This is a genomic window from Streptomyces sp. NPDC101181 (assembly GCF_044767975.1).
Taxonomy (GTDB): domain Bacteria; phylum Actinomycetota; class Actinomycetes; order Streptomycetales; family Streptomycetaceae; genus Streptomyces.
In genome coordinates this window covers 244,760-270,999 of record NZ_JBIWOX010000001.1, presented here as the reverse complement: position 1 = coordinate 270,999, position 26,240 = coordinate 244,760, and the positions used below count along the sequence as shown (strand labels likewise).

25 protein-coding genes are annotated in these 26,240 nt (G+C 72.0%); 21 read left to right on the top strand and 4 right to left on the bottom strand.

Annotation, left to right across the window (positions count from 1 at the left end; genetic code table 11):
• Positions 1–171: 171 nt before the first annotated feature.
• The 7 genes from ACIRRU_RS01180 to ACIRRU_RS01150 all read left to right on the top strand — a co-directional run bounded on the left by ACIRRU_RS01180 (position 172) and on the right by ACIRRU_RS01150 (position 7,717).
• Positions 172–1,842, top strand: a complete 1,671-nt coding sequence (locus ACIRRU_RS01180) for an ABC transporter substrate-binding protein (protein WP_363200739.1) — start codon at positions 172–174, stop codon at positions 1,840–1,842.
• Positions 1,843–1,927: 85 nt separating this feature from the next.
• The gene (locus tag ACIRRU_RS01175; protein WP_403674613.1) at positions 1,928–2,932 is read left to right on the top strand and encodes an ABC transporter permease; all 1,005 of its coding nucleotides are present in this window, start codon (positions 1,928–1,930) and stop codon (positions 2,930–2,932) included.
• Position 2,933: 1 nt separating this feature from the next.
• On the top strand, positions 2,934–3,896 hold the full coding sequence (locus tag ACIRRU_RS01170) for an ABC transporter permease (RefSeq protein ID WP_363200737.1): 963 nt from the start codon (positions 2,934–2,936) through the stop codon (positions 3,894–3,896).
• Between the two features lie 6 nt (positions 3,897–3,902).
• Positions 3,903–4,895 (top strand): ABC transporter ATP-binding protein, encoded by a 993-nt coding sequence (locus ACIRRU_RS01165; protein WP_403674610.1) that lies wholly within the window; start codon positions 3,903–3,905, stop codon positions 4,893–4,895.
• Positions 4,892–6,082: an ABC transporter ATP-binding protein gene (locus ACIRRU_RS01160; protein WP_403674607.1), complete on the top strand. Its 1,191-nt coding sequence runs from the start codon at positions 4,892–4,894 to the stop codon at positions 6,080–6,082. Before ACIRRU_RS01165 ends, ACIRRU_RS01160 begins: the two co-directional genes overlap by 4 nt.
• Before the next feature lie 18 nt (positions 6,083–6,100).
• Positions 6,101–6,772 (top strand): trimeric intracellular cation channel family protein, encoded by a 672-nt coding sequence (locus ACIRRU_RS01155; RefSeq protein ID WP_403674604.1) that lies wholly within the window; start codon positions 6,101–6,103, stop codon positions 6,770–6,772.
• 63 nt (positions 6,773–6,835) lie between these two features.
• Entirely contained in the window at positions 6,836–7,717 is an 882-nt protein-coding gene (locus ACIRRU_RS01150; RefSeq protein ID WP_403674601.1) for a thioesterase family protein, read from the top strand.
• Positions 7,718–7,826: 109 nt separating this feature from the next.
• Here ACIRRU_RS01150 and ACIRRU_RS01145 read toward each other — a convergent pair whose 3' ends face one another.
• The gene (locus ACIRRU_RS01145; RefSeq protein WP_403674599.1) at positions 7,827–8,501 is read right to left on the bottom strand and encodes a TetR family transcriptional regulator; all 675 of its coding nucleotides are present in this window, start codon (positions 8,499–8,501) and stop codon (positions 7,827–7,829) included.
• Between the two features lie 116 nt (positions 8,502–8,617).
• On the opposite strand from ACIRRU_RS01145, the gene ACIRRU_RS01140 reads away from it, so the two are divergent.
• From ACIRRU_RS01140 to ACIRRU_RS01130, 3 genes are all read left to right on the top strand, one after another.
• Positions 8,618–8,776 (top strand): hypothetical protein, encoded by a 159-nt coding sequence (locus ACIRRU_RS01140; RefSeq protein ID WP_403674596.1) that lies wholly within the window; start codon positions 8,618–8,620, stop codon positions 8,774–8,776.
• An 84-nt stretch (positions 8,777–8,860) separates the two neighbouring features.
• On the top strand, positions 8,861–9,247 hold the full coding sequence (locus tag ACIRRU_RS01135) for a hypothetical protein (RefSeq protein WP_403674593.1): 387 nt from the start codon (positions 8,861–8,863) through the stop codon (positions 9,245–9,247).
• A gap of 81 nt (positions 9,248–9,328) precedes the next feature.
• Entirely contained in the window at positions 9,329–10,498 is a 1,170-nt protein-coding gene (locus ACIRRU_RS01130; RefSeq protein WP_403674590.1) for a cysteine desulfurase family protein, read from the top strand.
• 6 nt (positions 10,499–10,504) lie between these two features.
• Here ACIRRU_RS01130 and ACIRRU_RS01125 read toward each other — a convergent pair whose 3' ends face one another.
• A complete protein-coding gene (locus tag ACIRRU_RS01125; protein WP_363200728.1) occupies positions 10,505–11,230 on the bottom strand; it encodes a peptidoglycan recognition family protein in 726 nt (241 codons plus the stop codon).
• A gap of 61 nt (positions 11,231–11,291) precedes the next feature.
• Between ACIRRU_RS01125 and mnmA the strand changes: the two genes are divergently transcribed.
• A complete protein-coding gene (gene mnmA, locus ACIRRU_RS01120) occupies positions 11,292–12,428 on the top strand; it encodes a tRNA 2-thiouridine(34) synthase MnmA (protein ID WP_403674587.1) in 1,137 nt (378 codons plus the stop codon).
• Positions 12,429–12,493: 65 nt separating this feature from the next.
• Here mnmA and ACIRRU_RS01115 read toward each other — a convergent pair whose 3' ends face one another.
• Complete coding sequence (locus ACIRRU_RS01115; RefSeq protein ID WP_403674584.1) at positions 12,494–13,294, bottom strand: alpha/beta fold hydrolase; 801 nt, start codon at positions 13,292–13,294, stop codon at positions 12,494–12,496.
• 77 nt (positions 13,295–13,371) lie between these two features.
• The gene (locus ACIRRU_RS01110) at positions 13,372–13,707 is read right to left on the bottom strand and encodes a DUF427 domain-containing protein (RefSeq protein ID WP_403674581.1); all 336 of its coding nucleotides are present in this window, start codon (positions 13,705–13,707) and stop codon (positions 13,372–13,374) included.
• Positions 13,708–13,801: 94 nt separating this feature from the next.
• Between ACIRRU_RS01110 and ACIRRU_RS01105 the strand changes: the two genes are divergently transcribed.
• The 10 genes from ACIRRU_RS01105 to ACIRRU_RS01060 all read left to right on the top strand — a co-directional run bounded on the left by ACIRRU_RS01105 (position 13,802) and on the right by ACIRRU_RS01060 (position 26,119).
• Positions 13,802–14,341, top strand: coding sequence for a TIGR00730 family Rossman fold protein (locus tag ACIRRU_RS01105; protein WP_363200724.1), 540 nt, complete (start codon positions 13,802–13,804; stop codon positions 14,339–14,341).
• Positions 14,342–14,365: 24 nt separating this feature from the next.
• On the top strand, positions 14,366–15,055 hold the full coding sequence (locus ACIRRU_RS01100; protein ID WP_403674578.1) for an SDR family oxidoreductase: 690 nt from the start codon (positions 14,366–14,368) through the stop codon (positions 15,053–15,055).
• Between the two features lie 46 nt (positions 15,056–15,101).
• Entirely contained in the window at positions 15,102–16,130 is a 1,029-nt protein-coding gene (locus tag ACIRRU_RS01095) for a methionine synthase (RefSeq protein WP_403674577.1), read from the top strand.
• A 32-nt stretch (positions 16,131–16,162) separates the two neighbouring features.
• Entirely contained in the window at positions 16,163–18,418 is a 2,256-nt protein-coding gene (ligA, locus tag ACIRRU_RS01090) for an NAD-dependent DNA ligase LigA (protein WP_403674574.1), read from the top strand.
• A gap of 349 nt (positions 18,419–18,767) precedes the next feature.
• On the top strand, positions 18,768–20,924 hold the full coding sequence (locus tag ACIRRU_RS01085) for a putative bifunctional diguanylate cyclase/phosphodiesterase (RefSeq protein ID WP_403674572.1): 2,157 nt from the start codon (positions 18,768–18,770) through the stop codon (positions 20,922–20,924).
• 284 nt (positions 20,925–21,208) lie between these two features.
• The gene (gene gatC / locus ACIRRU_RS01080) at positions 21,209–21,505 is read left to right on the top strand and encodes an Asp-tRNA(Asn)/Glu-tRNA(Gln) amidotransferase subunit GatC (RefSeq protein WP_003966094.1); all 297 of its coding nucleotides are present in this window, start codon (positions 21,209–21,211) and stop codon (positions 21,503–21,505) included.
• A gap of 5 nt (positions 21,506–21,510) precedes the next feature.
• On the top strand, positions 21,511–23,013 hold the full coding sequence (gene gatA, locus ACIRRU_RS01075) for an Asp-tRNA(Asn)/Glu-tRNA(Gln) amidotransferase subunit GatA (RefSeq protein ID WP_403674569.1): 1,503 nt from the start codon (positions 21,511–21,513) through the stop codon (positions 23,011–23,013).
• Between the two features lie 5 nt (positions 23,014–23,018).
• Positions 23,019–23,252 (top strand): hypothetical protein, encoded by a 234-nt coding sequence (locus ACIRRU_RS01070; protein WP_363201034.1) that lies wholly within the window; start codon positions 23,019–23,021, stop codon positions 23,250–23,252.
• Between the two features lie 16 nt (positions 23,253–23,268).
• Entirely contained in the window at positions 23,269–24,777 is a 1,509-nt protein-coding gene (gatB, locus tag ACIRRU_RS01065) for an Asp-tRNA(Asn)/Glu-tRNA(Gln) amidotransferase subunit GatB (protein ID WP_403674566.1), read from the top strand.
• A 103-nt stretch (positions 24,778–24,880) separates the two neighbouring features.
• Positions 24,881–26,119, top strand: coding sequence for an arsenic transporter (locus tag ACIRRU_RS01060; RefSeq protein ID WP_403675589.1), 1,239 nt, complete (start codon positions 24,881–24,883; stop codon positions 26,117–26,119).
• Positions 26,120–26,240 lie beyond the last annotated feature (121 nt).

Here is a 26,240-nt window from a genome sequence, read left to right as displayed (position 1 = left end):
GATGTCCGGCTTGTTAACTGCCGGTGGGGGGATGTCCCGTAACTGGGCGTTTTGGTAACTGTCCGGGTCTCGACTAGGTCTCACCGCTATCCGGACTGTTCTCTTCCGACGCACCCCATCGGTAGTGTGCGGCCATCAAACCTCATTACATGGCTAACCAGGGGTGGACCCATGCACATATTCACGTCCCGGGCTGTCCGGGCGATCACGACAGCGGTCGCTGTCGGTCTGATCGCCACGGGCTGTTCCAGCGATCGGGACCAGGACGGAGCCAAGGGGGGAGACAAGGACACCTTCGTCTTCGCGGGGTCCGGTGACCCCGGTTCCCTCGACCCCGCCCTCGCGAGCGACGGCGAGACGTTCCGCGTCACCCGCCAGGCGTTCGAGGCCCTGCTGGAGCACGAGCCCGGCGGCAGCAAGCTGGTCGGTGGCCTCGCCGAGAACTGGGAGAGCGACCCGGCCGGCAAGGTCTGGACGTTCAAGCTGCGCCAGGGCGTGAAGTTCCACGACGGCGAGACGCTCAACGCCGCCGCCGTGTGCGCGAACTACGACTACTGGTTCAACTGGAAGGGCACGTACCAGTCCAGCGCGGTCTCCTACTACTGGCAGACCATCATGGGCGGGTTCGCGAAGAACGAGGACCCCGAGACCCCTGAGGCCAACTACAAGTCCTGCACCGCCAAGGACGACAACACGGCCGTCATCGAGGTGAACAAGCCCTCGGCGAACCTGCCGGGCGGATTCTCCCTCCAGGCGCTCGCGATCCACTCGCCGAAGGCGCTCAAGGAGTACGCGAAGCAGGACGCGTCCGCCAAGGGCGACGCCATCACGTACCCCAAGTACAGCCAGGAGGCCGGCACGGTCGCCGGTACCGGCCCGTACAAGATCGTCAAGTGGAACAAGGGGAACAAGGAAGTCTCCCTGGAGCGCTTCGACGACTACTGGGGCGACAAGGCCAAGGTGAAGAACCTGGTCTTCCGCACCATCTCCACCGAGGAGACCCGCCGCCAGGCCCTCCAGGCCGGTGACATCGACGGCTACGACCTAGTGGCCCCGGCCGATGTGACGACGCTGGAGAAGCAGGGTTACGAGGTCCCGACCCGTGACGTCTTCAACATCTTCTACCTGGGCATGAGCCAGAGCGCGAACCCGGCGCTGAAGAAGCTCGAGGTCCGCCAGGCGATCACGCACGCCATCGACCGCGAGAACCTGGTCAAGACCCAGCTGCCCGAGGGCGGCAAGGTCGCCGACCAGTTCATGCCCGACACGGTCGCCGGGTACTCGGACCAGGTGAAGAAGTACGCCTTCGACACCGCCAAGGCCAAGTCCCTCCTCCAGCAGGCAGGCGAGGAGAAGCTCTCCGTCACCTTCTGCTACCCGACCGAGGTCACCCGCCCGTACATGCCTGCCCCGCAGGACCTGTTCGAGCTGATGAAGGCCGACCTGGAGAAGGCCGGCATCACCATCAAGCCGAAGGCCATGAAGTGGGCCCCGGACTACCTGGACGCCACCGAGGCGGGCTCCTGCGACCTGCACATGCTCGGCTGGACCGGTGACTTCAACGACGGGTTCAACTTCATCGGCACCTGGTTCTCCGGGCCCGACAAGCAGTGGGGCTTCAAGGACGAGAAGGTCTTCGACGCCGTGAACGAGGCCTCCAAGGTCACCGACTCCACCGAGCGCACCGAGGCCTACAAGAAGGCCAACGAGGCGATCATGGAGTACGTCCCGGGCGTGCCGATCTCCTCCTCGCCCCCGGCCATCGCGTTCGCCAAGAACGTCAACCCGCCGAAGGTCTCTCCGCTGACGCAGGAGAACTTCGCCGAGGTCTCCTTCAAGTAATCGCACATCAGCGGGTCCGCCCGGCCACAGCACCCAAGTGGCCGGGCGGACCCGCTTCGACGCACGTGAGAAAGGGGCATGCGGGGTGCTGCGACTCGTCGTCAGAAGACTTCTCCAGCTCATTCCCACCCTGCTCGGCCTGTCGGTTCTGCTGTTCCTCTGGCTGAACCGTCTGCCCGGCGGACCCGCCTCAGCGATCCTGGGCGAGCGGGCCACCGAAGCCGAAGTGGCGAGAATCAACCGTGCACTCGGGCTCGACGAGCCGGTGCACGTCCAGTACTGGCGCTTCCTCAAGCGCATCTTCGAACTCGACCTCGGGACCTCCACCCAGACCGGGCAGCCGGTGTGGGACGAGTTCGCCCTGCGCTTCCCGGCCACCGTGGAGCTGAGCGTCGCGGCGATCCTGATCGCCGTCGTCGTGGGCATCCCGATGGGCTACCTGGCGGCCAGGCACCGCGGCGGCTGGCTGGACGTCGCCTCGGTCTCCGGGTCGCTGCTCGGCATCTGCATCCCGGTCTTCTTCCTGGCCATGCTGTTGCGCGGGATCTTCTCCGTCGAACTCGGCTGGTTCCCGAGCCAGGGGCGGCTGGACACCGGCATCAACGCCACCGACGTCACCGGATTCGCCGTCCTGGACGGCCTGCTGACCGGCGAGTTCGACGCGAGCTGGGACGCGATCATGCATTTGATCCTGCCCGCCGTGGCCCTGGCCTCGATCCCCCTCGCCGTCATCGTCCGGATGACCCGCGCCAGCGTCCTGGAGGTGCTCGGCGAGGACTACGTCCGCACCGCCGAGTCCAAGGGCCTGGACAAGAAGACCGTCCGCGGCCGCCACGTGCTGCGCAACGCGCTGCTTCCGGTGATCACCGCGGTCGGCCTGCTCACCGGCAGCCTGCTCTCCGGGGCGGTGCTCACCGAGTCCGTCTTCGACTTCGGCGGCATCGGTTCGTTCATCCGTACCGCGATCGACGGCCGTGACTACCCGGTCCTCGTCGGGTTCATTCTCTTCATCGCGATGGTGTACGTGCTCATCAACCTCCTGGTCGACCTCGCGTACAGCATCATCGACCCGAGAGTGCGGGTGCACTGACGTGACGATCCTGACCAACAAAGCAGACAAGATCGACCGCCTCGCGGAGCTGACCCAGAGCTCCGAGTCGGTCGCCGGGACCAGCCTCTGGCGCGAGGCGTTCCGCCGGATGCGCTCCAGCAAGATGGCGATCATCGGCGCGGGCATCATCGCCGCGTTCGTCCTGGTCGCCATCGTCGGGCCGATCCTCGCCCCGTACGGCCCGACCGCGCAGACCTGGCGCGGCGAGGTCTTCCCCAACCAGGGCAAGTTCGTCGGCATGCGCGGCGAGAACTGGTTCGGCCTGGACCACCTGGGCCGCGACATGTTCTCCCGCTGGCTCGTCGGCGCCCGGCAGACCCTCCTCGTCGGCGTGGTCTCCATGCTGATCGGCCTGATCGTCGGCGCCTTCGTCGGCATCCTCTCCGGCGCCGCGGCGACCCTGGGCGGCAAGGCCGGCCAGCGCGTCGACACCGTGATCATGCGCATCACCGACATCATGCTGTCGCTGCCGTCCCTGCTGCTGGCCGTCTCCATCGCCGCGGTACTCGGACAGTCGCTGACCACGGTGATGATCGCCGTCGGTGTCGTCCAGATCCCCATCTTCGCCCGCCTGCTGCGCGGTTCGATGCTGGTGCAGGGCGGCGCGGACTACGTGCTCGCCGCCAAGTCGGTAGGTATCCGGCGCAAGCGGATCGTGCTCACCCAGATCCTGCCGAACTCGCTGAGCCCCGTGATCGTCCAGGCCACCCTGAGCCTGGCCACCGCGATCATCGAGGCCGCCGCCCTGTCCTACCTGGGGCTCGGCAACCCCGACCCGGCTGTTCCGGAGTGGGGTGTGATGCTCTCCCAGGCGCAGCGCTTCTTCGACAACGACCCGATGATGGCGGCCTACCCGGCCATCGGCATCATCATCACCGCACTCGGCTTCACCCTGCTCGGCGAGGCCATGCGCGAAGCCCTCGACCCGAAGTTGCGAGGCTGAAGTCCCATGTCACTGCTCTCCGTTGAGGAACTCAGCGTCACCTTCACCGCCCGTGGCCGCAAGGACGCCACGGCCGTGGACGGCGTCTCCTTCGAGGTCGACCAGGGCCAGGTCGTGGGCCTGGTCGGCGAGTCGGGCTGCGGCAAGTCCGTCACCTCGCTCGCCCTGATGGGGCTGCTGCCCCGCAAGGGCGCCAGGATCGGCGGCCGCGCCGAGTTCGACGGCCAGAACCTGCTGACCATGAGCGAGCGGAAACTGCGCGACCTGCGCGGCAGCCAGCTCGCGATGATCTTCCAGGACCCGCTGTCCTCGCTGAACCCGGTGGTCCCCATCGGCATCCAGGTCACCGAGATCCTCCAGCGCCACCGCGGGCTGAAGGGCGAGGCGGCCCGCAAGGAGGCCGCGTCGCTGCTCGACCGGGTCGGCATCCCCGACCCGGCGCGGCGGCTCAAGGAGTACCCGCACCAGCTCTCCGGCGGAATGCGCCAGCGCGCGCTGATCGCCATGGCGGTGGCCTGCGCGCCCCGCCTGCTGATCGCCGACGAGCCGACGACCGCCCTGGACGTCACCATCCAGGCGCAGATCCTGGAGCTCCTGAAGGAACTGGTCGACCAGGAGGGCACCGCCCTGCTGATGATCACCCACGACCTGGGCGTCGTCGCCGGACTCTGCGACGAGGTCAACGTCCTCTACGCGGGCCGGGCGGTGGAGTCGGCGGGCCGCCGCGAGCTGTTCGCCCACCCCACCCACCCGTACGCGCACGGGCTGCTCGGCTCCATCCCGCGCCTGGACGCCCCGCGCGGCGAACCGCTGCACCCGATCCGCGGGTCCATCAACGACAAGATCGCCTGGGCCGACGGCTGCGCCTTCGCACCCCGGTGCGACCACTACACGATGGAGTGCCTGACCGGCACCCCCGAACTGACCGAACCACGCACGGCCGGACACCAGGTGCGCTGCGTCAACCCGGTCCTGCCCACAGCGGAGGTCCCGGCATGAGCCTTCTCGAACTGGACGACGTCAAAGTCCACTTCCCGGTCAAGAAGGGCCTCTTCTTCGACCGTACGGTGGGCCACGTCTACGCGGTCGACGGCGTCTCGCTGACCATCGAGGCCGGTCAGACGTACGGCCTGGTCGGCGAGTCGGGCTGCGGCAAGACGACGCTCGGCCGGGCGGTGCTGCGGCTGAACGACATCACCGACGGCGGGGTCGTCTTCGACGGCACCGACCTGGCGAAGCTGCCGTCGGAGGAGATGCGGGCCTTCCGCCGCCGCCTCCAGATGGTCTTCCAGGACCCGCTGGGCAGCCTCAACCCCCGGCAGAACATCGAGTCGATCCTCTCCGAGGGCATGGCCGCCCACGGCATCGGCACCGACCAGGCGGAGCGCCGGGAGAAGATCAAGGCGATCCTCGCCAAGGTCGGCCTGCCGTCCAACGCGATGTCCCGCTACCCGCACGAGTTCTCCGGCGGCCAGCGCCAGCGCATCGGCATCGCCCGCGCGCTCGTCCTGGAGCCGGACGTGATCATCTGCGACGAGCCGGTGTCCGCGCTGGACGTGTCGGTCCAGGCACAGGTCATCAACCTGCTGGAGGAACTCCAGGAGTCCCTCGGCCTGACCTACCTGGTCATCGCCCACGACCTCGCCGTCGTCCGGCACATCTCGGACGTCATCGGGGTGATGTACCTGGGCGGGCTGGTCGAGGAGGCGCCGAGCGACGCGCTGTACGCGAAGCCCCGGCACCCGTACACCAAGGCGCTGATGTCGGCCGTCCCGGTGCCGGACCCGGAGGTGGAGGACCGCCGCGAGCGCATCCTGCTCCACGGCGACCTGCCCTCCCCGGCGAACCCGCCGGCCGGCTGCCGCTTCCACACCCGCTGCCCGTGGGTGCAGGAGACCAAGTGCGCCACCGAGCGCCCGCCGCTGCTGGACACGGGCGACGGCCACAAGGTCGCCTGCCACTTCACGGCCGAGATCGAGGCCGGAACGGTGCGGCAGACCCTGGCCACCGGCATCGAGGCGGTCACCGCGACGGAGGCGGTGGCCACCGAGGCGGTGGAGGTCTCGGAGGGCGAGGACACCCCGGCCGCCACGGCGGATCCGAAGCCCGCGACCGTACCGGCCCCGGCCGGGGCGGTGGCCGACGCGGACGGGGCCGAGCGGGCGGAGGACAGCTCCAAGGCCTGACACCGGCACAATTGGCCGGTGCTCACCGAACTGTTCACACCCTCCGTCCAGCACGCGCTCGATCTCGTGGGGATCTTCGTCTTCGCGATCTCGGGCGCCCTGCTCGCCGTCCGCAAGAACTTCGATGTCTTCGGCATCGCCGTTCTCGCCGAGGTGACAGCGCTGGGCGGAGGGCTCTTCCGTGATGTGATGATCGGCGCGATCCCGCCCGCCGCCTTCACCGATCTCGGCTACTTCATCACCCCGCTGTTCGCCGCCTGCCTGGTCTTCTTCCTCCACCCGCACGTGGAACGCATCCAGGTCGGCGTCAACGTCTTCGACGCGGCGGGCCTCGGCCTGTTCTGCGTGACCGGCACGGTCAAGGCGTACGAGTACGGCCTCGGGCTCACCGCGTCCGCCGCGCTGGGCCTGGCCACCGCGGTCGGCGGCGGCGTGCTGCGCGACGTGCTGGCCAACGAGGTGCCCTCGCTGCTGCGCTGGGACCGCGACCTGTACGCGGTGCCCGCGATCGTCGGCGCCACCCTGGTCGTCCTGTGCATCCGCTTCGACACCCTCAACGCCTTCACCAGCGGCATGGCGGTGATCGCCGCGTTCGTCCTGCGGCTGCTGGCGCTGCGCTTCCACTGGCGGGCGCCGCGCGCCTACAACCGCTCCTCGGCGCGCGCGGAGGAGGGTCCGGCGGCGACCTGACCGCCGAGGTCCGGCCAACGAAAAGCTACCGCTCAGTAATTCCGTCGATGTACCGTGCAGGGCATGGCACGAACAGCGGCAGAGGCACAGGCCGGGGCGGCGCGTACCGCCCCCGCGACCATCGGCGACAGCGAATTCGACCGGGACACCGCGGTCACCCGGAAGGAGGAGGGTGTCTACGAAACCGAACTCGCGGCGGGCTGGACCGTCCTCCACGCCGTCAACGGCGGCTATCTGCTGGCCGTGATCGGCCGCGCCCTCGCAGAGGCCCTTCCGCACCCCGACCCGCTCTCGGTCTCCGCGCACTACCTCACCGCGTCGGAGCCCGGTCCGGCGGTGATCCGGACCCAGATCGTCCGCACCGGCCGCACCCTCTCCACCGGGCAGGCGTCCCTCTTCCAGTACGGCGAGGACGGCAGCGAGACCGAGCGGATCCGGGTCCTGGCCACCTACGGCGACCTCGGCACGCTCACCGGCGAGGTCCGCACCACCGCCCTGCCGCCCGCCATGCCCGACCGGGACCACTGCCTCGGGCCCGACGACTCCGAGGGCCCGATCCCCGGCGAGGCCGCCATCACCGGACGCCTCGACATCAAGCTCGACCCGGCGACCGTCGGCTGGGTGGTCGGCGCCCCGTCCGGCAAGGGGGAGATGCGCGGCTGGCTCGGCCTGGCCGACGGCCGCGACCCGGACCCGCTCTCGCTGCTGCTCGCGGTGGACGCCCTGCCGCCGACCTCGTTCGAGCTGGGGCTGACCGGCTGGACCCCCACCGTCGAACTGACCACCCACGTCCGCTGCCGGCCCGCCCCGGGCCCGCTGCGCGTCGCCCTCACCACCCGCAACCTCGCGGGCGGCTTCCTGGAGGAGGACGCCGAGGTCTGGGACAGCGCGGACCGCCTCGTCGCCCAGTCCCGCCAGCTGGCCAAGGCCCCGCGCGGCGCGTAGCGGCCGACAGCGCCGGCCCCCCGGCTCACGAACGCCCGGGTCCACGAGATGGACCCGGGTGTTCGCCGCGTCGGTGGCGCCCGTGGTGCTCCTCGTGTCCGCCGCGGGGTCAGGCGGGGGTGTCGCCGTCGGCCGCCCCCGGGGCCGCCGCTCCTCCCGCCGCCCCCTCGTCGAGCCAGTGGGCGCGGCCGAGGGAGACCAGGCGCAGCCGCCGACGGGCCTGCCGGACCACCTCCCGCTCGTGTTCGGGTCCGGCCTCCAGCAGCGCCGACGCGGTCATCACCATGTGGTCCACGTAGAAGCGGCCCAGCATCAGCAGATCCTCCTCGCTCCACCCGGCCGCCCCCGGCTCCTGGCCGAGCGCGTCCGCCACTTCTTCGGCGAAGCGGAGCAGCTGGGCGGCGATGGCCGCGCGCACCGGGCCCACGCCACCGTGCTGTTCGCGGGCGATGAACCGGAAGTGGGCGGGCTGCGCGCCGACATGGCGCGCTATCACCTCCACGCTGCGGTCCACGCGCTCCTGGCTGTCGCCCGTCTCCGCGAGCACCGCGGCGATCAGCCCGTGCAGGCTGCCCAGGGTCTCCTCGACCAGGGCGACGCCGAGCGCCGCCGTGTCCTCGAAGTGCCGGTAGAAGGCGGTCGGGGTGACCCCGGCGGCCCGGGTGACCTCGCGCAGTCCCAGGCTGCTCAGGCTCTGGTGCTCCAGCAGGACGAGCGCCGCGTCCAGGAGGGCCTGACGGGTGCGGAGCTTCTGGGTCTGGCGGATCCCGGCGGTGTGACTCATGCCATGGAGTAAACAACTGTTCTCCGAGCCGGGGAAAGGGCCGGAGGTTTAGACTCTCAAGTCAGTGAACACTCGTACTCTGAACGGCCTTCGTCGTCGCACAGAGAGGTCCCGCCGTGCTCGTCCTCGTCGCCGCACTGCTTCTGCTGGGGATCGTCCTCGGGGCGGTCACCCATCTTCCTCTCCCGTTGTCGCTGGCCGCCGCGGCCGTGATCGGCTGCTGGCTGCTGGTCTTCGCCGTACGCGAGCGCCTCGCGGCCCGCCACCCCCGCTGATCCCGGCCCGGCCGCCGGACCCGCCGCCCGTTCCGCCCGCGCCCGGCCTGACGTGTCCCGTCCCGATCCGAAGGAGCTCGCACCATGGCCCTCACCCTCCCGGACCTCGCCCGCCGCACCACCGGTACGGAGACGGAAGCGGCACCACCGGCCCCGGACCGGGCCCCGGCTGCGGCCCCGGACGCGGCTCCGGGTGCGAAGCCCGCCCCGGACTCCGCGGCCTCCCGCGCGGAGGGCCGGGAGGCGGACGGGCTGGCCGTCGCCTCGTTCGTGCTCGGCCTCGTCGGCCTGCTCGTCTTCAACCTGCTGCTCGGGCCCACCGCGATCGTGATGGCGCTTCTCGCCCTGGCCCGCCGCACCCGCCGCAGGGGCCGCGCCTTCCTCGGCCTGGCCCTGGGCGTGGCCGACCTCGTCGTGCTGGCCACCCTGGTCACCGTCAACGGAACGGTCGCCTGGAGCCTGGGCGGCTGAGCCCGCGCGTGGGTGCGCGCCCACCGGACCGTGACGCGCCCGCCGTGCGCCCCACCCGGGGCTCGTAGAATCAGCCCCACCATGGCTTACCTCGACCACGCCGCGACCACCCCGATGCTTCCCGAAGCCATCGAGGCGATGACCGCCCAGCTCTCCGTCACCGGCAACGCGTCCTCCCTGCACGCCGCCGGACGCCGGGCCCGCCGTACCGTCGAGGAGTCCAGAGAAGCCCTCGCCGACGCCCTCGGCGCACGCCCCAGCGAGGTGGTCCTCACCTCCGGGGGCACGGAGGCCGACAACCTCGCGGTCAAGGGCCTGTACTGGTCCCGCCGCGACGCCGACCCGCGCCGCACCCGGGTCCTCGCGGGCCCCGTCGAGCACCACGCCGTCCTGGACGCCGTCGACTGGCTCGCCGAGCACGAGGGCGCGCGCGTCGACTACCTCCCGGTCGACCGCTACGGCCGGGTCCACCCCGACGACCTCCGCGCGGCGATCCTCCGCGACCCCGACGACATCGCGATGATCACCGTGATGTGGGCCAACAACGAGATCGGCACCATCATGCCGGTCCGCGAACTGGCCGAGGTGGCAGCGGAGTTCGCGATCCCCATGCACGCCGACGCGGTGCAGGCCTTCGGACAGCTGGAGGTCGACTTCGCCGCCTCGGGCCTGGCCGCGCTGACGGTCAGCGGCCACAAGATCGGCGGCCCGTTCGGCATCGGCGCGCTGCTGCTGGGCCGCGACCACACCCCCGTACCCGTCCTGCACGGCGGCGGCCAGGAGCGGCACGTGCGCTCCGGCACCCTGGACGTGCCCGCCATCGCCTCCTTCGCGGTGGCCGGACAGCTGGCCGCCGAACGCCGCGAGCGGTTCGCCCGGCGCGTGGGCGCCCTGCGCGACGACCTCGTCGCCGCCGTGAGCCACGCCGTCCCGGACGCCGTCCTCGGCGGCGACCCCGACCCGGCCGGACGGCTCCCCGCCAACGCGCACTTCAGCTTCCCCGGCTGCGAGGGCGACTCGCTCCTGCTGCTGCTGGACGCCCAGGGCATCGAATGCTCCACCGGATCGGCCTGCACCGCCGGGATCGCCCAGCCCAGCCACGTACTCCTGGCCACCGGAACCGATCCGGAGCTGGCCCGGGGCACCCTGCGCTTCTCGCTCGGCCACACCTCGACGGACGAGGACGTCAAGGCACTGGCACAGGCGATCGGCCCGGCGGTGGAGCGGGCCCGCACGGCCGGGCTCAGCTGAGAGCCGTCACCCCGGGGTCCCGGCGGAGGCGGAGGGCGTGGCCGAGGGGGAGGGCGGGGCCGTCGCGGCGCGCCGCACCAGCTCCATGTAGCGGTCCCAGTCCCAGTGCGGACCCGGGTCGGTGTGGTCGGTGCCCGGCACCTCCACGTGCCCGATGATGTGCTCCCGGTCGACGGGTATGCCGTAGCGCGCGCAGATCGACGCCGTGAGCCGCGCCGACGACGCGTACATCTCCTGGGTGAGGTCCTTCGGGCGGTCCACGAACCCCTCGTGCTCGATGCCGACGGCCCGCTCGTTGTACGCGCGGTTGCCCGCCTGGTACGCCACGTCCAGCTCGCGGATCATCTGCACCACCCGCCCGTCCTGCCCCACGATGTAGTGGGTCGCGGCCTGGTGGGCGGGGTCCTGGAACACCCGCACCGCGCTGGCGAAACTGCCCTGGGTGACATGGACGATCACCCGGTCGATCCTGAAGTCGGCGGGGCGGTCCGCCCGCCGCCAGTTCGCCTCGGAGGCGGCCACCCAGCTCGCTCCCGGATAGTCCAGCTCGCCCGGCTTGCGGGGTTTGTCGACACCGGGCACCTGCCACCACATCCGCTTCAGCCCGTCGCGCGCGAGCACGGCGGCGGTCCCGGCGGCCGCCACCGCCCCGCCGCCGATCAGCAGCGCACGCCGGCTGACGCCGCCCGCCGGCTTCTGCCGCGGCGCCCGGGTGCTCCCGTTGTTCCCCATGTGATCGTCAACGCTTATCCGCGAGCGTTCGGTTCCCGGCGACCCGTACCCTTGAGGGGCTATGACTGAGACTTCCCAGCGCCCCCTGCGTGTCCTCGCCGCGATGTCGGGCGGAGTGGACTCCGCCGTCGCCGCCGCCCGCGCCGTCGAGGCGGGCCATGACGTGACCGGTGTCCACCTCGCCCTGTCCGCGAACCCCCAGTCCTTCCGGACCGGGGCGCGCGGCTGCTGCACCATCGAAGACTCCCGGGACGCCCGCCGTGCCGCCGACGTCATCGGCATCCCGTTCTACGTCTGGGACCTGGCGGAACGCTTCCGCGAGGACGTCGTGGAGGACTTCGTCGCGGAGTACGAGGCCGGGCGCACCCCCAACCCGTGCCTGCGCTGCAACGAGAAGATCAAGTTCGCCGCGCTGCTCGACAAGGCCCTCGCCCTCGGCTTCGACGCCGTGTGCACCGGCCACTACGCCACGGTGCGGCTCACCGAGGACGGCGGCCGCGAGCTGCACCGCGCCTCCGACATGGCCAAGGACCAGAGCTACGTCCTCGGGGTCCTGGACGAGAAGCAGCTCGCCCACGCCCTGTTCCCGCTCGGCGACACCCTCACCACCAAGGACGAGATCCGCGCCGAGGCCGAGCGCCGGGGCCTGGCCGTCGCCAAGAAGCCCGACAGCCACGACATCTGCTTCATCGCCGACGGCGACACCCAGGGCTTCCTGGCGAGCCGCCTCGGCGGCCCGGCCGAGGGCGACATCCTCGACGAGTCCGGTACGAAGCTGGGCACCCACGAGGGCGCGTTCGGCTTCACGATCGGCCAGCGCAAGGGCCTGAAGATCGGCCACCCGGCCCCCGACGGCAAGCCGCGCTACGTCCTGGACATCTCCCCGGTGAACAACACCGTCACCGTCGGCCCCCTAGAGGCCCTGGACGTCACCGCGCTGACCGCGATCAAGCCCCGCTGGTGCGGAACGCCCCCGTCCGGCCCGGGTGCGTACACCGCCCAGCTGCGCGCCCACGGCGGCGAGTGCGAGGTCACGGCCGAACTGGTCGACGGCGCCGAGCTGAACGTCACCTTCGCCGAGCCGGTCCGGGGCGTCGCCCCCGGCCAGGCGGTCGTCCTTTACGACGGCACCCGCGTGGTCGGCTCGGCCACCATCGCGACGACGGTCCGCCGCGAGCGGGTGACGGCGGGTTCCTGAGGCGGGCCCACGGGGGAGACCGGGTCGCTCCCGTGGGTAGGGCGGCGGGCGCCCCGGCGTCCGGGCTACGAGCCCGCTCGCGCGTACACCTCCCGGGCGAAGAAGTCCGCCAGCACCGGCGCGATCACCTGCGGGGCCACCTCCCGCATCTGACCCGTCAGCGTGCGGTGCCGGCCCCGGGGCAACGCCTCCGCCAGGGTCCGGGTCGCCGCGCGGGCCGAAGCGGAGCTGAAGCCGCCGCAGAGCACCAGCGTCCGGGCGGCGACTGCGGCGAACCGCTCCACCGGGATCGCCCCGTCGCCCAGCAGCGCCTCGTCGTACGCCAGGGTGTGGGCCATCGCCTCCAGCTCCGCCCACCGGGGGGAGCGCCGCAGCCGCGCGGCGGTTTCCCGCTCCACGCCCGTCGCGGACAGGTGCAGCTCCACCGCCCCGCCCCGGTCCCCGGCCGTCAGGAGTCGGTGCAGCCGGTCCGTGCGGCGGGCCTTGGACAGCAGGCCGGAAGCGCCGGGCGTGTAGGGCGGTTCGTACACGGCGAGCAGCTCCACCGGAAGCCCGGCGGCCGCCGCCTCCAGAACCAGCGCGCCGCCCGAGCCCGTCCCGAAGACCGCCGCGCCCGCTCCGGCGGCCCGGACGACGGCGGTCAGGTCCTCGACCTCCCGCGCCACGACCGGGGGCCCGGCGCCTCCGCTGGCGCCCCGGCCCCGACGGTCGTAGGTGACCACCGTGAAGCGCGGGGCCAGCAGGGCGGCCAGCGGTGCGTCGGTCGCCGCGCTGCTCAGCGCCCCGCCGACCAGGACCAGCGGAAGGCCCTCGCCCTGGCGGCGGTAGGCGATCGGAGTGCCGTCGGCTGAGAGAGTCCTGTCCATGGGAGAGGAGACCGCGCCGGACCGGGAAACTCATCGCTCCGGCGCGGAAAAACTTCGCGGAGCACGCGCCCCGCAGGTCAGCCGCCCACCGGCTCCGTCGCGTAGAAGCAGAAGTGGTCCTTGATCGCGGCGACTTCGGACTTCGGGTCGGGGTAGGCCCAGACGAGATCGGCCGCGCCCGGCACCGACCAGTAGGAGGCGTCCCCCTTGAACGGGCAGTGGGTGCTGGTGTCCGACGCGGTCAGCAACTCGGTGCGGACGTCCTCGGGCGGCAGGTAGTAGCGGACCGGACAGCCCGTCTCGCGGAGCACGAGCGGGCGGTGGCTCTCGGCCAGCACCTGCCCGTCGTGAACGGCCCGGACGTGCTCGGTGCCCTGCTCGACGGTGATGCGGTGTCCTCGGGTGGCAGTCATGTCTGTTCCAGCGGTCCAGGGGGCCCGAATCTTCCCCGGACCGCGAAATCCACCGGACCGGGGGACTGTCGGACCCCGGCCGTACGGTTGGCCCATGAACATCTGTGTCTTCCTCTCCGCCGCCGACCTCGACGACCGTTACACCGTGCCCGCCCGGGAGTTCGCCGAACTGCTCGGCCGCGGCGGGCACACCCTGGTCTGGGGCGGGTCGGAGAGCGGCCTGATGAAGGTCGTCGCGGACGGCGTGCAGGCGGCGGGCGGACGGCTCGTGGGGGTGTCGGTCGACTTCCTGGCCGCGAAGGCCCGGACGGACGCGGACGAGATGGTGATCGCCCGCGACCTCGCCGAACGCAAGGCGCTCCTCCTGGCGAAGGCCGACGCCGTGGTGATCATGGTCGGCGGCACCGGGACCCTGGACGAGGCCACCGAGATCCTGGAGCTCAAGAAGCACGGCAAGCACACCAAGCCGGTGGTCCTGCTCAACACGGCGGGCTTCTACGACGGTCTGCGCCAGCAGTTCCAGCGGATGGAGGACGAGGGGTTCCTCCCGGTGCCCCTCACCGACCTGGTCTTCTTCGCCAAGGACGGCGTCGGCGCGCTCGCCTACCTGGAGGAGTCCGCCGGAATGCGGTGATCACGCCCGCCCTAAAATCCCCCCATGGCTACCCACCTCATCACCGGCGCCGGTTCCGGCATCGGAGCCGCTGTCGCCCGCCGTCTCCAGGAGCGCGGCGACGACCTCGTCCTGCTCGCCCGTGACGCCGGCCGTGCCAGGGAACTCGCCGAGCGCCACCCGGGCGCGCGTACCCTCGTCGGTGACCTCGGCAACCCCGACCGGCTGTCCTGGGCGTTCGGCCAGCAGACCATGCCCGAGCGGATCGACACCCTGCTGCACGTCGCGGGCGTCGTCGAACTGGGCTCCGTCGCCGAACTCACCCCCAAGGCGTGGCACTTCCAGCTCAACGCCAACCTCCTCGCCCCCGCCGAGATCACCCGCCTGCTGCTCCCGCAGCTGCGCGTCGCCCGGGGCCACGTCCTCTTCGTGAACTCCGGCGCCGGACTCAACGCCCACGCCCAGTGGGGCGCGTACGCCGCGAGCAAGCACGGCCTCAAGGCGCTCGCCGACGCGCTGCGCCACGAGGAGCACGGCAACGGCGTCCGCGTCACCTCGGTCTACCCCGGCCGTACCGCCAGCCCGATGCAGGCCAAGGTGCACCAGCAGGAGGGTAAGGAGTACGACGCCGGACGCTGGATCGACCCCGAGTCGGTGGCCACGACGATCCTGATGGCGATCGACCTGCCGCGCGACGCCGAGGTCAACGACCTCACCGTCCGTCCCGGCCGCTGACGCCCCGCCTGCCGGGCGGGCGCGCCGGGGACCGTAGGCTTCCCGCGTGAGTGAGAAGAGCGAGTTCAGCGGGTGTCCGGCGACCGGTGTCGGGTCCATGCCGGGAGGAGACGCGCGGGAGGCGGCCAAGACCGTCATCGGCTCCTTCGCCGACGGCCGGGGCATGCCGTATCTGGCGGAGCTGCCCGCGCGGGGGCCCGGCGCCGACATGACAGGCCGGAGCGTCGGCCTGCTGGCCGAGATGTACGGGCACGTCGAGCCGAGCGGCTGGCGGATCAGCGACCGGCCCGGCCGCGACACCCGCCGCGCCCGCTCCTGGCTGGGGGAGGACCTGGACGCCCTGGAGGAGTTCACCCAGGGCTACGCGGGCCTGCTGAAGGTCCAGGCGACCGGGCCGTGGACGCTCGCCGCCGCCCTGGAGCTGCGCGGCGGCGAGGCGATGCTGGCCGACGCCGGAGCCTGCCGGGACCTGACCGGTTCGCTGGCCGAGGGGCTGCGCGCCCACCTCGCCGAGGTACGCCGCCGGGTGCCGGGCGCGGAGGTGGTCCTCCAGCTCGACGAGCCGTCCCTGACCGCCGTCCTGCGCGGCCGGGTCCGCTCCGCCAGCGGCTACCGCACCTACCGCGCGGTCGACCGCCAGCTCGTCGAGGCCGCCCTGCGCGAGGTGCTGGCCGTCGTCGGTGGCGACGGGGCGGCGATCGTCCACTCCTGCGCCCCCGAAGTGCCCTTCGCGCTGCTGCGCCGGGCCGGGGCCGACGGGATCTCGTTCGATTTCTCGTTGCTCACCGAGCGTGAGGAGGAGGCGATCGGGGAGGCGGTCGAGGGCGGCACCCAGCTGTTCCTCGGCGTGGTGCCCTCCACGGACCCGGCCTCCGGCCCATTGTCAGACCCGGGCGGTAGCGTCATGGGTGTCAGGAAGCTGTGGAGCAGGCTGGGGCTGAATCCGGGGACTCTCGCCGAGTCCGTCGTGATCACTCCGTCGTGCGGTCTCGCGGGGGCGTCGCCCGCGCACGCCCGCGCCGCCCTCGCCCACTGCGCGCGGGCGGCGAGGTCGCTCGCTGACAACCCTGAGTGACGGGCACGACGGGTAACGGGAGGTTGGGGACGATGGTGGCCGAACAGCGGGTGGAGCAGGACAGCTCGGTTCCGGCGAAGGCGCGGGAGAAGCACGCGCTGCTGGCCGAGCAGATCGAGGAGCACCGCTTCCGTTACTACGTGAAGGACCAGCCGGTCGTCAGCGACGCCGAGTTCGACCGGCTGCTGCGCTCGCTGGAGGCCCTGGAGGAGGAGCACCCGGCGCTGCGCACCCCCGACTCCCCGACCCAGAAGGTCGCCGGGCCCTACGTCACGGAGTTCACCTCCGTGGAGCACGCCGAGCGGATGCTCTCCCTGGACAACGCCTTCGACGACGAGGAGCTGGCCGCCTGGGTCGACCGCGTCGCCAAGGAGACCGGCACCCCCGACCACCACTTCCTGTGCGAGCTGAAGGTCGACGGGCTCGCCGTCAACCTCACCTACGAGCACGGCAGGCTGACCCGGGCGGCGACCCGGGGCGACGGCCGCACCGGCGAGGACATCACCCCCAACGTCCGCACCATCGCCGACATCCCGCACCGCCTGGAGGGCGAGGACCTCCCCGCCCTGGTCGAGATCCGCGGGGAGGTCTTCTTCCCGATGGAGGGCTTCGAGGAGCTGAACGCCCGGCTCGTCGCCGCCGACGACAAGCCCTTCGCCAACCCGCGCAACGCGGCCGCCGGATCGCTGCGCCAGAAGGACCCCAAGGTCACCGCTTCCCGGCCGCTGCACATGGTGGTGCACGGCATCGGCGCCCACCAGGGCCTGAGCATCGACCGCCTCTCCCAGGCGTACGACCTCCTCAAGGGCTGGGGCCTGCCCACCGCCCGGCACAACAAGGTCGTCGACTCCCTCGCCGGGGTCCGGGAGTTCATCGCCCACTTCGGTGAGCACCGGCACTCCGTGGAGCACGAGATCGACGGGGTCGTCGTCAAGCTCGACGAGATCCCGCTCCAGGGCCGCCTCGGCTCCACCTCGCGCGCCCCGCGCTGGGCCATCGCCTGGAAGTACGCCCCCGAAGAGGTCAACACCAAGCTGGTCAACATCCGCGTCGGCGTCGGCCGCACCGGCCGCGTCACCCCCTACGCCCAGGTCGAGCCGGTCGAAGTGGCTGGTTCCGAGGTCGAGTTCGCCACCCTGCACAACCAGAACGTGGTCAAGGCCAAGGGCGTCCTCATCGGGGACACCGTCGTCCTGCGCAAGGCGGGAGACGTCATCCCCGAGATCCTCGGCCCCGTCGTCGACCTGCGCGACGGCACCGAGAAGCCGTTCGAGATGCCGTCGCACTGCCCCGAATGCGGCACGGAGCTGCGCCCCATGAAGGAGGCCGACATCGACCTCCGCTGCCCCAACGCCCGCACCTGCCCCGCCCAGTTGCGCGAGCGGGTCTTCTACCTCGCCGGACGCAAGAGCCTGGACATCGACCACTTCGGCTATGTGGCCGCCGCCGCCCTGACCCGGCCGCTGGAGCCCGCCGAGCCGGTCCTGAAGGACGAGAGCGACCTGTTCTCCCTCACGATCGAGCAGCTGCTGCCGATCCGGGCCTACGTCCTGGACCAGGACAGCGGGCTGCCCAAGCGCGACCCGAAGACCGGCGAGGAGAAGATCGCGACGGTCTTCGCCAACCAGCAGGGCGAGCCGAAGAAGAACGCCGTCGCCATGCTGGAGGGCATCGCCGCCGCCCGGCAGGCCCCGCTCGCCCGGGTGCTCACCGGGCTCTCCATCCGCCACGTCGGACCGGTCGCCGCCCAGGAGCTGGCCCGCCAGTTCCGCTCCGTCGACCGGATCGACGAGGCGACCGAGGAGGAGCTGGCCGCGGCCGACGGCGTCGGGCCGACCATCGCGGCCTCGGTCAAGCAGTGGTTCGCCGAGGAGTGGCACCGCGAGATCCTGCGCAAGTGGCGTGAGGCGGGGGTGCGGATGGCGGACGAGAGCTCCGGGGAGGACGAGGGCCCCCGCCCCCTCGAAGGACTCACCGTCGTCGTCACCGGCACCCTCGCGGGCCACACCCGCGACGGTGCGAAGGAGGCGCTCCAGGCCCGCGGCGCGAAGGTCACCGGATCGGTGTCCAAGAAGACCGCGTTCGTCGTCGTCGGCGACAATCCCGGCTCCAAGTACGACAAGGCGATGCAGCTGAAGGTCCCGGTGCTCGACGAGGACGGCTTCGCGATCCTGCTCGAACAGGGGCCCGAACAAGCCAGGGAGGCGGCCCTGCCGGTGCCGGGAGCCGATCCCGAACTTGCGTCCGAAGAGACCCCGGAGGGCGGCACGGAGGGCGACACGGAGTAACCATCGGCCGGGGTCCGGGCCGTCGGCCGTTCTCCGGATCGAGACGTCTTCGAGACGCGCTCCGGGCGTGGCGCGGCCCCGAGCGGGAAGGAAACGGGGCAGAGGGGTGAAGAAGGGGTCCACGGGACCCGAACGGTCCTCACCTCTCACCCGGTCGGCGCATAGCAGATGGTGACGGTCGGTCGGCTCGCATTCGGGCAAGAGCTGTAGAGCGCTGCCCCTGGGAGCCTTTCGCGGCCTACTGTTGAGAGGTGCGCCCGCCGCGCACGGCTGCCCGAACGGAGCCGTGGTGCCCCGGAGACGGGCGCCACCGAGGGACATCGGCACCGCCGGCTGTGAGAGGGACGGAATGAAACCGACCGAGAGCGCCGCCCCGGTGTCGCGGCTGCGAGGTTTCGCCGGCCTCACACCCCCGCTCGGCGCCGCCGTCGTGGGGACCGCCGCGTTACTCCTGGCGGCCGGGTTCTACCGGACCGTGCGCGACGGCCACGCGCTCTTCCCCGACGGCCGGGTGGGCTGGTCCCTCGCCGTCCTCACCGGGATCGTCGTCGGCCACCTGGTGGCCCTCGGCCGCGACCGGTGGTGGGGCGGCACCGGCTCCGGGGCGGCCCTCACCCTCGCCGTGCTCCTGCTGTACGGCTGGCTGCCGGCCGGCCTGGTCAGTCTCGCCGTGGTGGTGCTCGTCGGCAGCGCCCGCAGGCACCGCTGGTGGCAGGGGCTGCTCCACGGCTCGGTCGACATCCTCGGCATCGCGGCGGCGGCCCTCGTACTGGCCGCCTTCGGGGTCGCGCCCACCGTCGAGCAGCCCTGGCAGCCACTCGACTGGGGCCCGGCGGCCGTGCCCGAGCTGGTGCTGGCGGCGTCGACGTACCTGCTCGTCACCCGGGTCCTGCTGTGGTACGTCCGGGCCCCGCTCGGCGGCGGTCTGCCGACGGTCGCCCGCACCGCGCTGCTGCGCCAGGGCCTCGTCGCCGTCGCGCTCCTCGGCCTCGCCCCGCTGATCTGCGCCGTCGCGATGTCCATGCCCATCCTGCTGCCGCTCTTCGCGGTACCCCTGATCGCCCTGGACTCCACGCTCTGGATCGCCCGCGCCCGCGCCGAGGAGCAGCTGCGCGACCCGCTGACCGGGCTGCCCAACCGCCAGTGGCTGCTGGAGCGGACCTGGTCGGCCCTGGAGGACGCGGAGTCCCTCGGCACCCGCTCGGCCCTGGTCCTGATCGACCTGGACCGCTTCCGCGCGGTCAACGACACCCTGGGCCACCTGGCCGGGGACCGGCTGCTGCTCCAGATAGCGGAACGCCTGCGGCTCGCCCTGCCGGGCGGAGCCGAGGCGGCCCGGCTCGGCGGCGACGAGTTCGCCGTACTGCTGCCGCACACCGACTCCACCACCAGCGCCCAGCAGGTCGCCCGCCATCTGGCCGCCGAGCTGTCCTCGCCGCTCGACCTCGACGGCCTCACCCTGGTGCTGGAGGCCAGCGCCGGGGTCGCCGTCTACCCCGACCACGCCCTGGACGCCGAGGGGCTGCTGCGCCGGGCGGACGTCGCGATGTACCAGGCCAAGCGGGACCGCACCGGGGTGGAGGTCTACGAGTCCAAGCGGGACAGCAACACCCCCGACCGGCTGGGGCTGCTGGGCGATCTGCGCCGGGCCCTGGACGCGGGCGACGTCGAGCTGCACTACCAGCCCAAGGTCCGCTTCGACGGACAGGTCGCCGGGCTGGAGGCGCTGGTGCGCTGGGTGCACCCGGAGCGCGGCCGGGTCCCCCCGGACGAGTTCATCGCCATCGCCGAGTCCTCCGGCCTGATGCCCCACCTCACGGAGTACGTCCTGGAGACGGCGCTGGCCCAGGTCGCCCGGTGGCGGTCGCAGGGCCTGTTCGTCCCGGTCGCGGTCAACGTCTCCCCGCGCGACGTGCACACCCCCGGCTTCGCGGGGGGCGTCGCCGCCCGCCTCGCCCGCCACGGCGTGCCCGCGGGAGCGCTCCAACTGGAGATCACCGAGCACGTCCTGCTGGAGGACCCGCAGCGCGCCGCCGACACCCTGGCCGGGCTCACCGCGCATGGCGTGAGGATGTCCCTGGACGACTTCGGCACCGGCTACTCCTCCCTGGTCCACCTGCGCAGACTGCCGGTCAGCGAACTGAAGATCGACCGCTCCTTCGTGGCCCGGCTCGCCCTCGACCAGGAGGACGCGGAGATCGTCCGCTGCACCATCGACCTGGCCCATTCCCTCGGCCTGGTCGTCGTCGCCGAGGGCGTCGAGGACGACGAGACGTGGGAGCGCCTGCGGGACCTGCGCTGCGACGCCGTGCAGGGCTGGCTGGTGGCCGCGGCGATGCCGCCCCAGGAGACGACCGCCTGGCTGCGTGCCCGGGGCGAGCACGGCTGGCGGCGGCCCGCCGAGCTGAGAGCCCAGGCGGCCGCCGCCACCGGGTCGGCCACCGGCTCGATGAACGCCTCGCTGAACGGCGCGGCCACCGGCCCCGCGGAGACCGACACCCCCTGAGGGGCCGGGCCGGGCCGCCCCGCGGGGGCGGGCCGGTCGGGGTGGGGCATCCGCCTCCGGCGGACCCCATAGGATTGGGGGCCGATGGCACGTCTCCACCCGCCGCACGACGCCCGGCCCACCCGCCCGCCGCGTCGCCGAACCGCCCACGTGGCTCCGTCACGAGGGCGCTCCGGCGCCCTGCGGTCGCAGGCGCCCGACGCCGCGCGGCCCGCCCCGAGGAGGGGCGGCGGGAATGTGCCACCGACGGCCACAACCACACACCAACCCCTGAGGATCGCCGCATGCCTGGCATCACGCGCGAGGAGGTCGCCCACCTCGCCCGGCTGGCGCGTCTGGAGCTGAAGGGCGAAGAGCTCGATCACTTCGCCGGTCAGCTCGACGACATCATCGGCGCGGTCGCCCGCGTCTCCGAGGTCGCCGACCAAGACGTACCGCCGACCTCCCACCCGCTGCCGCTGACCAACGTCATGCGCGCGGACGAGGTCCGTCCGTCGCTCACCCCCGCGCAGGCGCTCTCCGGCGCCCCGGCCCAGGAGCAGCAGCGTTTCAAGGTGCCGCAGATCCTGGGGGAGGACTAACCGCCATGACGGACATCAGCACCATCATCAAGCTCACCGCGGCCGAGATCGCCGCGAGGATCGCCTCCGGCGAACTGACCGCCGTCGAGGTCACCGAGGCCCACCTCGCCCGGATCGACGCCGTCGACGAGAAGGTCCACGCCTTCCTGCACGTCGACCGCGAGGGCGCCCTGGCCCAGGCCCGCGCCGTGGACGCCAAGCGCGAGGCGGGCGAGAAGCTCGGCCCGCTGGCCGGTGTCCCGCTCGCGCTGAAGGACATCTTCACCACCCAGGACATGCCGACCACCGTCGGCTCCAAGATCCTGGAGGGCTGGGTCCCGCCGTACGACGCCACGCTCACCCGGAAGCTGCGCGCCGCCGACGTCGTCATCCTCGGCAAGACCAACATGGACGAGTTCGCCATGGGGTCCTCCACCGAGAACAGCGCCTACGGCCCCACCGGCAACCCCTGGGACCTCACCCGCATCCCCGGCGGCTCCGGCGGCGGCTCCTCCGCCGCCCTCGCCTCCTACGAGGCACCGCTCGCCATCGGCACGGACACCGGCGGTTCCATCCGCCAGCCCGCCGCCGTGACCGGCACCGTCGGCGTCAAGCCCACCTACGGCGGCGTCTCCCGCTACGGCATGGTGGCCTTCTCCTCCTCCCTCGACCAGGGCGGGCCCTGCGCCCGTACGGTCCTGGACGCGGCGCTGCTGCACGAGGCGATCGCGGGCCACGACCCGATGGACTCGACGTCCATCGACGCCCCCGTCCCGCCGGTCGTCGAGGCCGCCCGTAACGGCTCGGTCCGGGGGATGCGCGTCGGCGTCGTCCAGCAGTTCCGCGGCGAGGGCTACCAGGCCGGTGTCCTCCAGCGGTTCGACGAGTCGGTCGAGCTGCTGAAGTCGCTCGGCGCGGACATCGTCGAGCTGGACTGCCCCTCCTTCGACCTGGCGCTCTCCGCGTACTACCTGATCGCGCCCTCGGAGTGCTCCTCCAACCTGGCCCGCTTCGACGCCATGCGCTACGGCCTGCGGGTCGGCGACGACGGGACGAAGTCGGCGGAGGAGGTCACCGCGCTGACCCGCGAGGCGGGCTTCGGCGACGAGGTGAAGCGCCGGATCATCCTGGGCACCTACGCGCTCAGCTCCGGCTACTACGACGCGTACTACGGCTCCGCCCAGAAGGTCCGCACCCTCATCACCCAGGACTTCGAGAAGGCCTTCGAGCAGGTCGACGTGATCGTCTCCCCGACGACCCCGACCACCGCCTTCCCGATCGGCGAGCGCGCCGACGACCCGATGGCGATGTACCTCGCGGACCTGTGCACCATCCCCACCAACCTGGCCGGCAACTCCGCCATGTCGCTGCCCTGCGGCCTGGCCCCGGAGGACGGTCTGCCGGTCGGACTGCAGATCATCGCCCCCGCCATGAAGGACGACCGGCTCTACCAGGTCGGATCCGCCGTCGAGGCGGCTTTCGTGGAAAAGTGGGGGCACCCGCTGCTCGAGGAGGCTCCGTCGCTGTGAGTGCCATGGCAAAGAAGGCCAGTAACTTCAGGAAGTCCAAGACCGGGCTGTACGTCTCGCTCGGCAGTACCGCGTTCGGCGCGATCAGCATCGCCAAGCAGGCGAAGCTCGCCCGCCAGGACAACGACGTGCTGCGGCTCATCGACGCGGCCGTCTCCGCGGCCGCCGTCGTCACCGGACTCGCGATCCTCTATCGCGAACTGAAGCGTCTCGGCGACGAAGACGTCCTGCTGGGCTGAGAGGGAAAGTCTCACCGTGACTGTCACTGACCTGGTGTCGTACGAGGACGCGCTAGCGTCCTACGACCCCGTCATGGGCCTGGAGGTCCATGTCGAGCTCGGCACCAAGACCAAGATGTTCTGCGGCTGCTCCACGGAGCTGAAGCAGGACGCCAACTCCCAGACCTGCCCGGTCTGTCTCGGACTGCCCGGCGCGCTGCCGGTCGTCAACGAGATCGGCGTCGAGTCCGCCGTCAAGATCGGCCTCGCGCTCAACTGCGAGATCGCCGAGTGGTGCCGTTTCGCCCGGAAGAACTACTTCTATCCGGACATGCCGAAGAACTTCCAGACCTCCCAGTACGACGAGCCGATCGCCTTCAACGGCTATCTGGACGTCCAGCTGGAGGACGGCGAGGTCTTCCGGGTGGAGATCGAGCGCGCCCACATGGAGGAGGACACCGGCAAGTCGACGCACGTCGGCGGCGCCACCGGCCGTATCCACGGCGCGTCCCACTCCCTGCTCGACTACAACCGGGCCGGTATCCCGCTCATCGAGATCGTCACCAAGCCGATCGAGGGGGCCGGTGCCCGCGCCCCCGAGGTCGCCAAGGCGTACGTCGCCGAACTGCGCGAGCTGATCAAGGCCCTCGGGGTCTCCGAGGCGCGCATGGAGATGGGCCAGATGCGCTGCGACGTCAACCTGTCGCTGCGCCCCCACGGCACCGTCACGTTCGGCACCCGTTCCGAGACGAAGAACGTGAACTCGCTGCGTTCCGTCGAGCGGGCCGCCCGCTTCGAGATCCAGCGGCACGCCGCCGTGCTGTCCTCGGGCGGCACCATCGTGCAGGAGACCCGGCACTTCCACGAGGAGGACGGCTCCACCACGGCCGGCCGCATCAAGGACAACGCCGAGGACTACCGCTACTTCCCCGAGCCGGACCTGGTCCCCGTCGCGCCCGCGCGCGAGCGGGTCGAGGAGCTGCGCAAGGGCCTCCCCGAGCTGCCCCGGGTCCGCCGGGCCCGGCTCAAGGAGGAGTGGGGCGTCTCCGAGCACGACATGCAGTCCATCCTCAACGCGGGCGCGGTCGACCTGATCGTCGCCACTACCGAGGCGGGCGCCCCCTCCGACCAGGCCCGCAAGTGGTGGATGGGCGAGCTCGCCCGTAACGCCAACGAGACCGGCCGCGGTCTGGACGAGCTGCCGATCACCCCGGCGCAGGTCGCCCGGGTGGCCGGACTCGTCGCCGCGGGCGACCTCAACGACAAGCTGGCCCGCCAGGTCATCGAGGGCGTCCTCGCGGGCGAGGGCGACCCGGACACCGTCGTCGAGAAGCGCGGCCTGAAGGTCGTCTCGGACGAGGGCGCGCTGTCCACCGCCGTGGACGAGGCCATCGCGGGCAACGCGGCCATCGCGGACAAGATCCGCGGCGGCAAGGTCGCGGCGGCGGGCGCGCTCGTCGGCGCGGTCATGAAGGCCACCCGCGGCCAGGCGGACGCGGGCCGTGTGCGCGAGCTGATCCTGGAGAAGCTCGGCGTCGCGGGCTGATCCCCCGTCACCACCGCGAAGGGGCGGTGCACCCGCGTGGCGCGGGCGCACCGCCCCTTCCCATGAACCCTGAGAGCCCCCCCTGACCACCGTCACCGCCGAGATCGTCTCCCTCGCCCTGCTCCTGGGCGTCCTCACCTTCGCCGTCGTCCGCCCCCGGGGCCTGCCGGAGGCGACCGTCGCCGTGCCCGCCGCGGTCCTGGTGGTGGCGCTGGGCGCGGTGTCATGGCCCGAGGCACGGGCCCAGGCCGGGGAACTGCTGCCCGTCGTCGGATTCCTCGCCGCGATCCTGGTGCTGGCCCAGCTCTGCGCGGACGAGGGGCTGTTCCGGGCCGCCGGGGACTGGGTCGCCCGGGTCTGCCAGGGGCGGACCCGTCCCCTCCTCGGCGGGGTCTTCGGCGTGGCCGCCCTCGTCACCGCCGTCCTCAGCCTGGACGCCACCGTCGTCCTGCTCACCCCGGTGGTCCTCGCGACCGCGGCCCGGGTCGGCGCGCGGCCCCGCCCGTACGTCTACGCCTGCGCGCACCTCGCCAACTCGGCCTCCCTGCTGCTGCCCGTCTCCAACCTCACCAACCTGCTGGCGTTCACCGCGAGCGGCCTCTCCTTCACCCGGTTCGCCGCGCTGATGGCGCTGCCGTGGCTGGCCGCGATCGCCGTCGAGTACGCCGTGTTCCGCCGGGCGTTCCGGGACGACCTGGCCGCCGGGGCGCACGCGCCCGACCCGGAGGCCGAGCGCACCCCGGTGCCCGTCTTCACGCTCGTCGTGCTGGCGCTGACCCTGGCCGGGTTCGTCGTCACCTCGTTCGCGGGGGCCGAGCCGCTGTGGGCCGCGCTGGCGGGGACGGCGGTGCTCGCCGTGCGGGCGCTCGCCCGGCGGGAGACCACCCCCGCCGCCCTCGTCCGCTCCGCCAACCCGCTGTTCTGCCTGTTCGTCCTCGCGCTCGGCATCGTCGTCAAGGCGGTCGTCGACCACGGGCTCGGCGACGGGATCGCCGCCCTGCTGCCCGACGGCGACACCCTCCCCGCGCTGCTCGGCGTCGCGGTGGTCGCGGCGCTGCTCGCCAACCTGATCAACAACCTGCCCGCGATCCTCGCCCTGCTCCCGATCGTCGCCGCGGCCGGTCCCGGGCCGCTGCTCGCCGCCCTGATCGGGGTGAACATCGGCCCGAACCTCACCTATGTCGGATCCCTCGCCACGCTGCTGTGGCGGCGCGTCCTGCACGCCCACGGCGACGCCCCGGAGCTGGGCCGTTTCACCCGGCTGGGGCTGGCGACCGTACCGGCGACCCTCCTCGCGTCGACGCTCGCGCTGTGGGGATCGCTGCACCTCATCGGGGTGTGAGGGGCTCCCGGAGAGCCGGTTGGACTTCTCGTCCGACCTGTTGGACGTTCACCACCGGGCCGTGCACCGTCCTTCCCGAAGCCACCTGTCCTGACTAGCTTCCGGATGGCACGCACCGGAA

Excerpts from the sequence above, each read along its gene's own strand:
- ligA (WP_403674574.1), top strand. The coding sequence starts at position 16,163 with ATGGTGGCCGAACAGCGGGTGGAGCAGGACAGCTCGGTTCCGGCGAAG.
- ACIRRU_RS01110 (WP_403674581.1), bottom strand. The coding sequence starts at position 13,707 with ATGACTGCCACCCGAGGACACCGCATCACCGTCGAGCAGGGCACCGAG.
- ACIRRU_RS01130 (WP_403674590.1), top strand. The coding sequence starts at position 9,329 with ATGGCTTACCTCGACCACGCCGCGACCACCCCGATGCTTCCCGAAGCC.
- ACIRRU_RS01115 (WP_403674584.1), bottom strand. The coding sequence starts at position 13,294 with ATGGACAGGACTCTCTCAGCCGACGGCACTCCGATCGCCTACCGCCGC.
- ACIRRU_RS01165 (WP_403674610.1), top strand. The coding sequence starts at position 3,903 with ATGTCACTGCTCTCCGTTGAGGAACTCAGCGTCACCTTCACCGCCCGT.
- ACIRRU_RS01125 (WP_363200728.1), bottom strand. The coding sequence starts at position 11,230 with ATGGGGAACAACGGGAGCACCCGGGCGCCGCGGCAGAAGCCGGCGGGC.
- ACIRRU_RS01070 (WP_363201034.1), top strand. The coding sequence starts at position 23,019 with ATGGCAAAGAAGGCCAGTAACTTCAGGAAGTCCAAGACCGGGCTGTAC.
- ACIRRU_RS01135 (WP_403674593.1), top strand. The coding sequence starts at position 8,861 with ATGGCCCTCACCCTCCCGGACCTCGCCCGCCGCACCACCGGTACGGAG.
- gatC (WP_003966094.1), top strand. The coding sequence starts at position 21,209 with ATGCCTGGCATCACGCGCGAGGAGGTCGCCCACCTCGCCCGGCTGGCG.
- ACIRRU_RS01145 (WP_403674599.1), bottom strand. The coding sequence starts at position 8,501 with ATGAGTCACACCGCCGGGATCCGCCAGACCCAGAAGCTCCGCACCCGT.
- ACIRRU_RS01100 (WP_403674578.1), top strand. The coding sequence starts at position 14,366 with ATGGCTACCCACCTCATCACCGGCGCCGGTTCCGGCATCGGAGCCGCT.
- mnmA (WP_403674587.1), top strand. The coding sequence starts at position 11,292 with ATGACTGAGACTTCCCAGCGCCCCCTGCGTGTCCTCGCCGCGATGTCG.
- ACIRRU_RS01085 (WP_403674572.1), top strand. The coding sequence starts at position 18,768 with ATGAAACCGACCGAGAGCGCCGCCCCGGTGTCGCGGCTGCGAGGTTTC.
- ACIRRU_RS01150 (WP_403674601.1), top strand. The coding sequence starts at position 6,836 with ATGGCACGAACAGCGGCAGAGGCACAGGCCGGGGCGGCGCGTACCGCC.
- ACIRRU_RS01160 (WP_403674607.1), top strand. The coding sequence starts at position 4,892 with ATGAGCCTTCTCGAACTGGACGACGTCAAAGTCCACTTCCCGGTCAAG.
- ACIRRU_RS01180 (WP_363200739.1), top strand. The coding sequence starts at position 172 with ATGCACATATTCACGTCCCGGGCTGTCCGGGCGATCACGACAGCGGTC.
- gatA (WP_403674569.1), top strand. The coding sequence starts at position 21,511 with ATGACGGACATCAGCACCATCATCAAGCTCACCGCGGCCGAGATCGCC.
- ACIRRU_RS01105 (WP_363200724.1), top strand. The coding sequence starts at position 13,802 with ATGAACATCTGTGTCTTCCTCTCCGCCGCCGACCTCGACGACCGTTAC.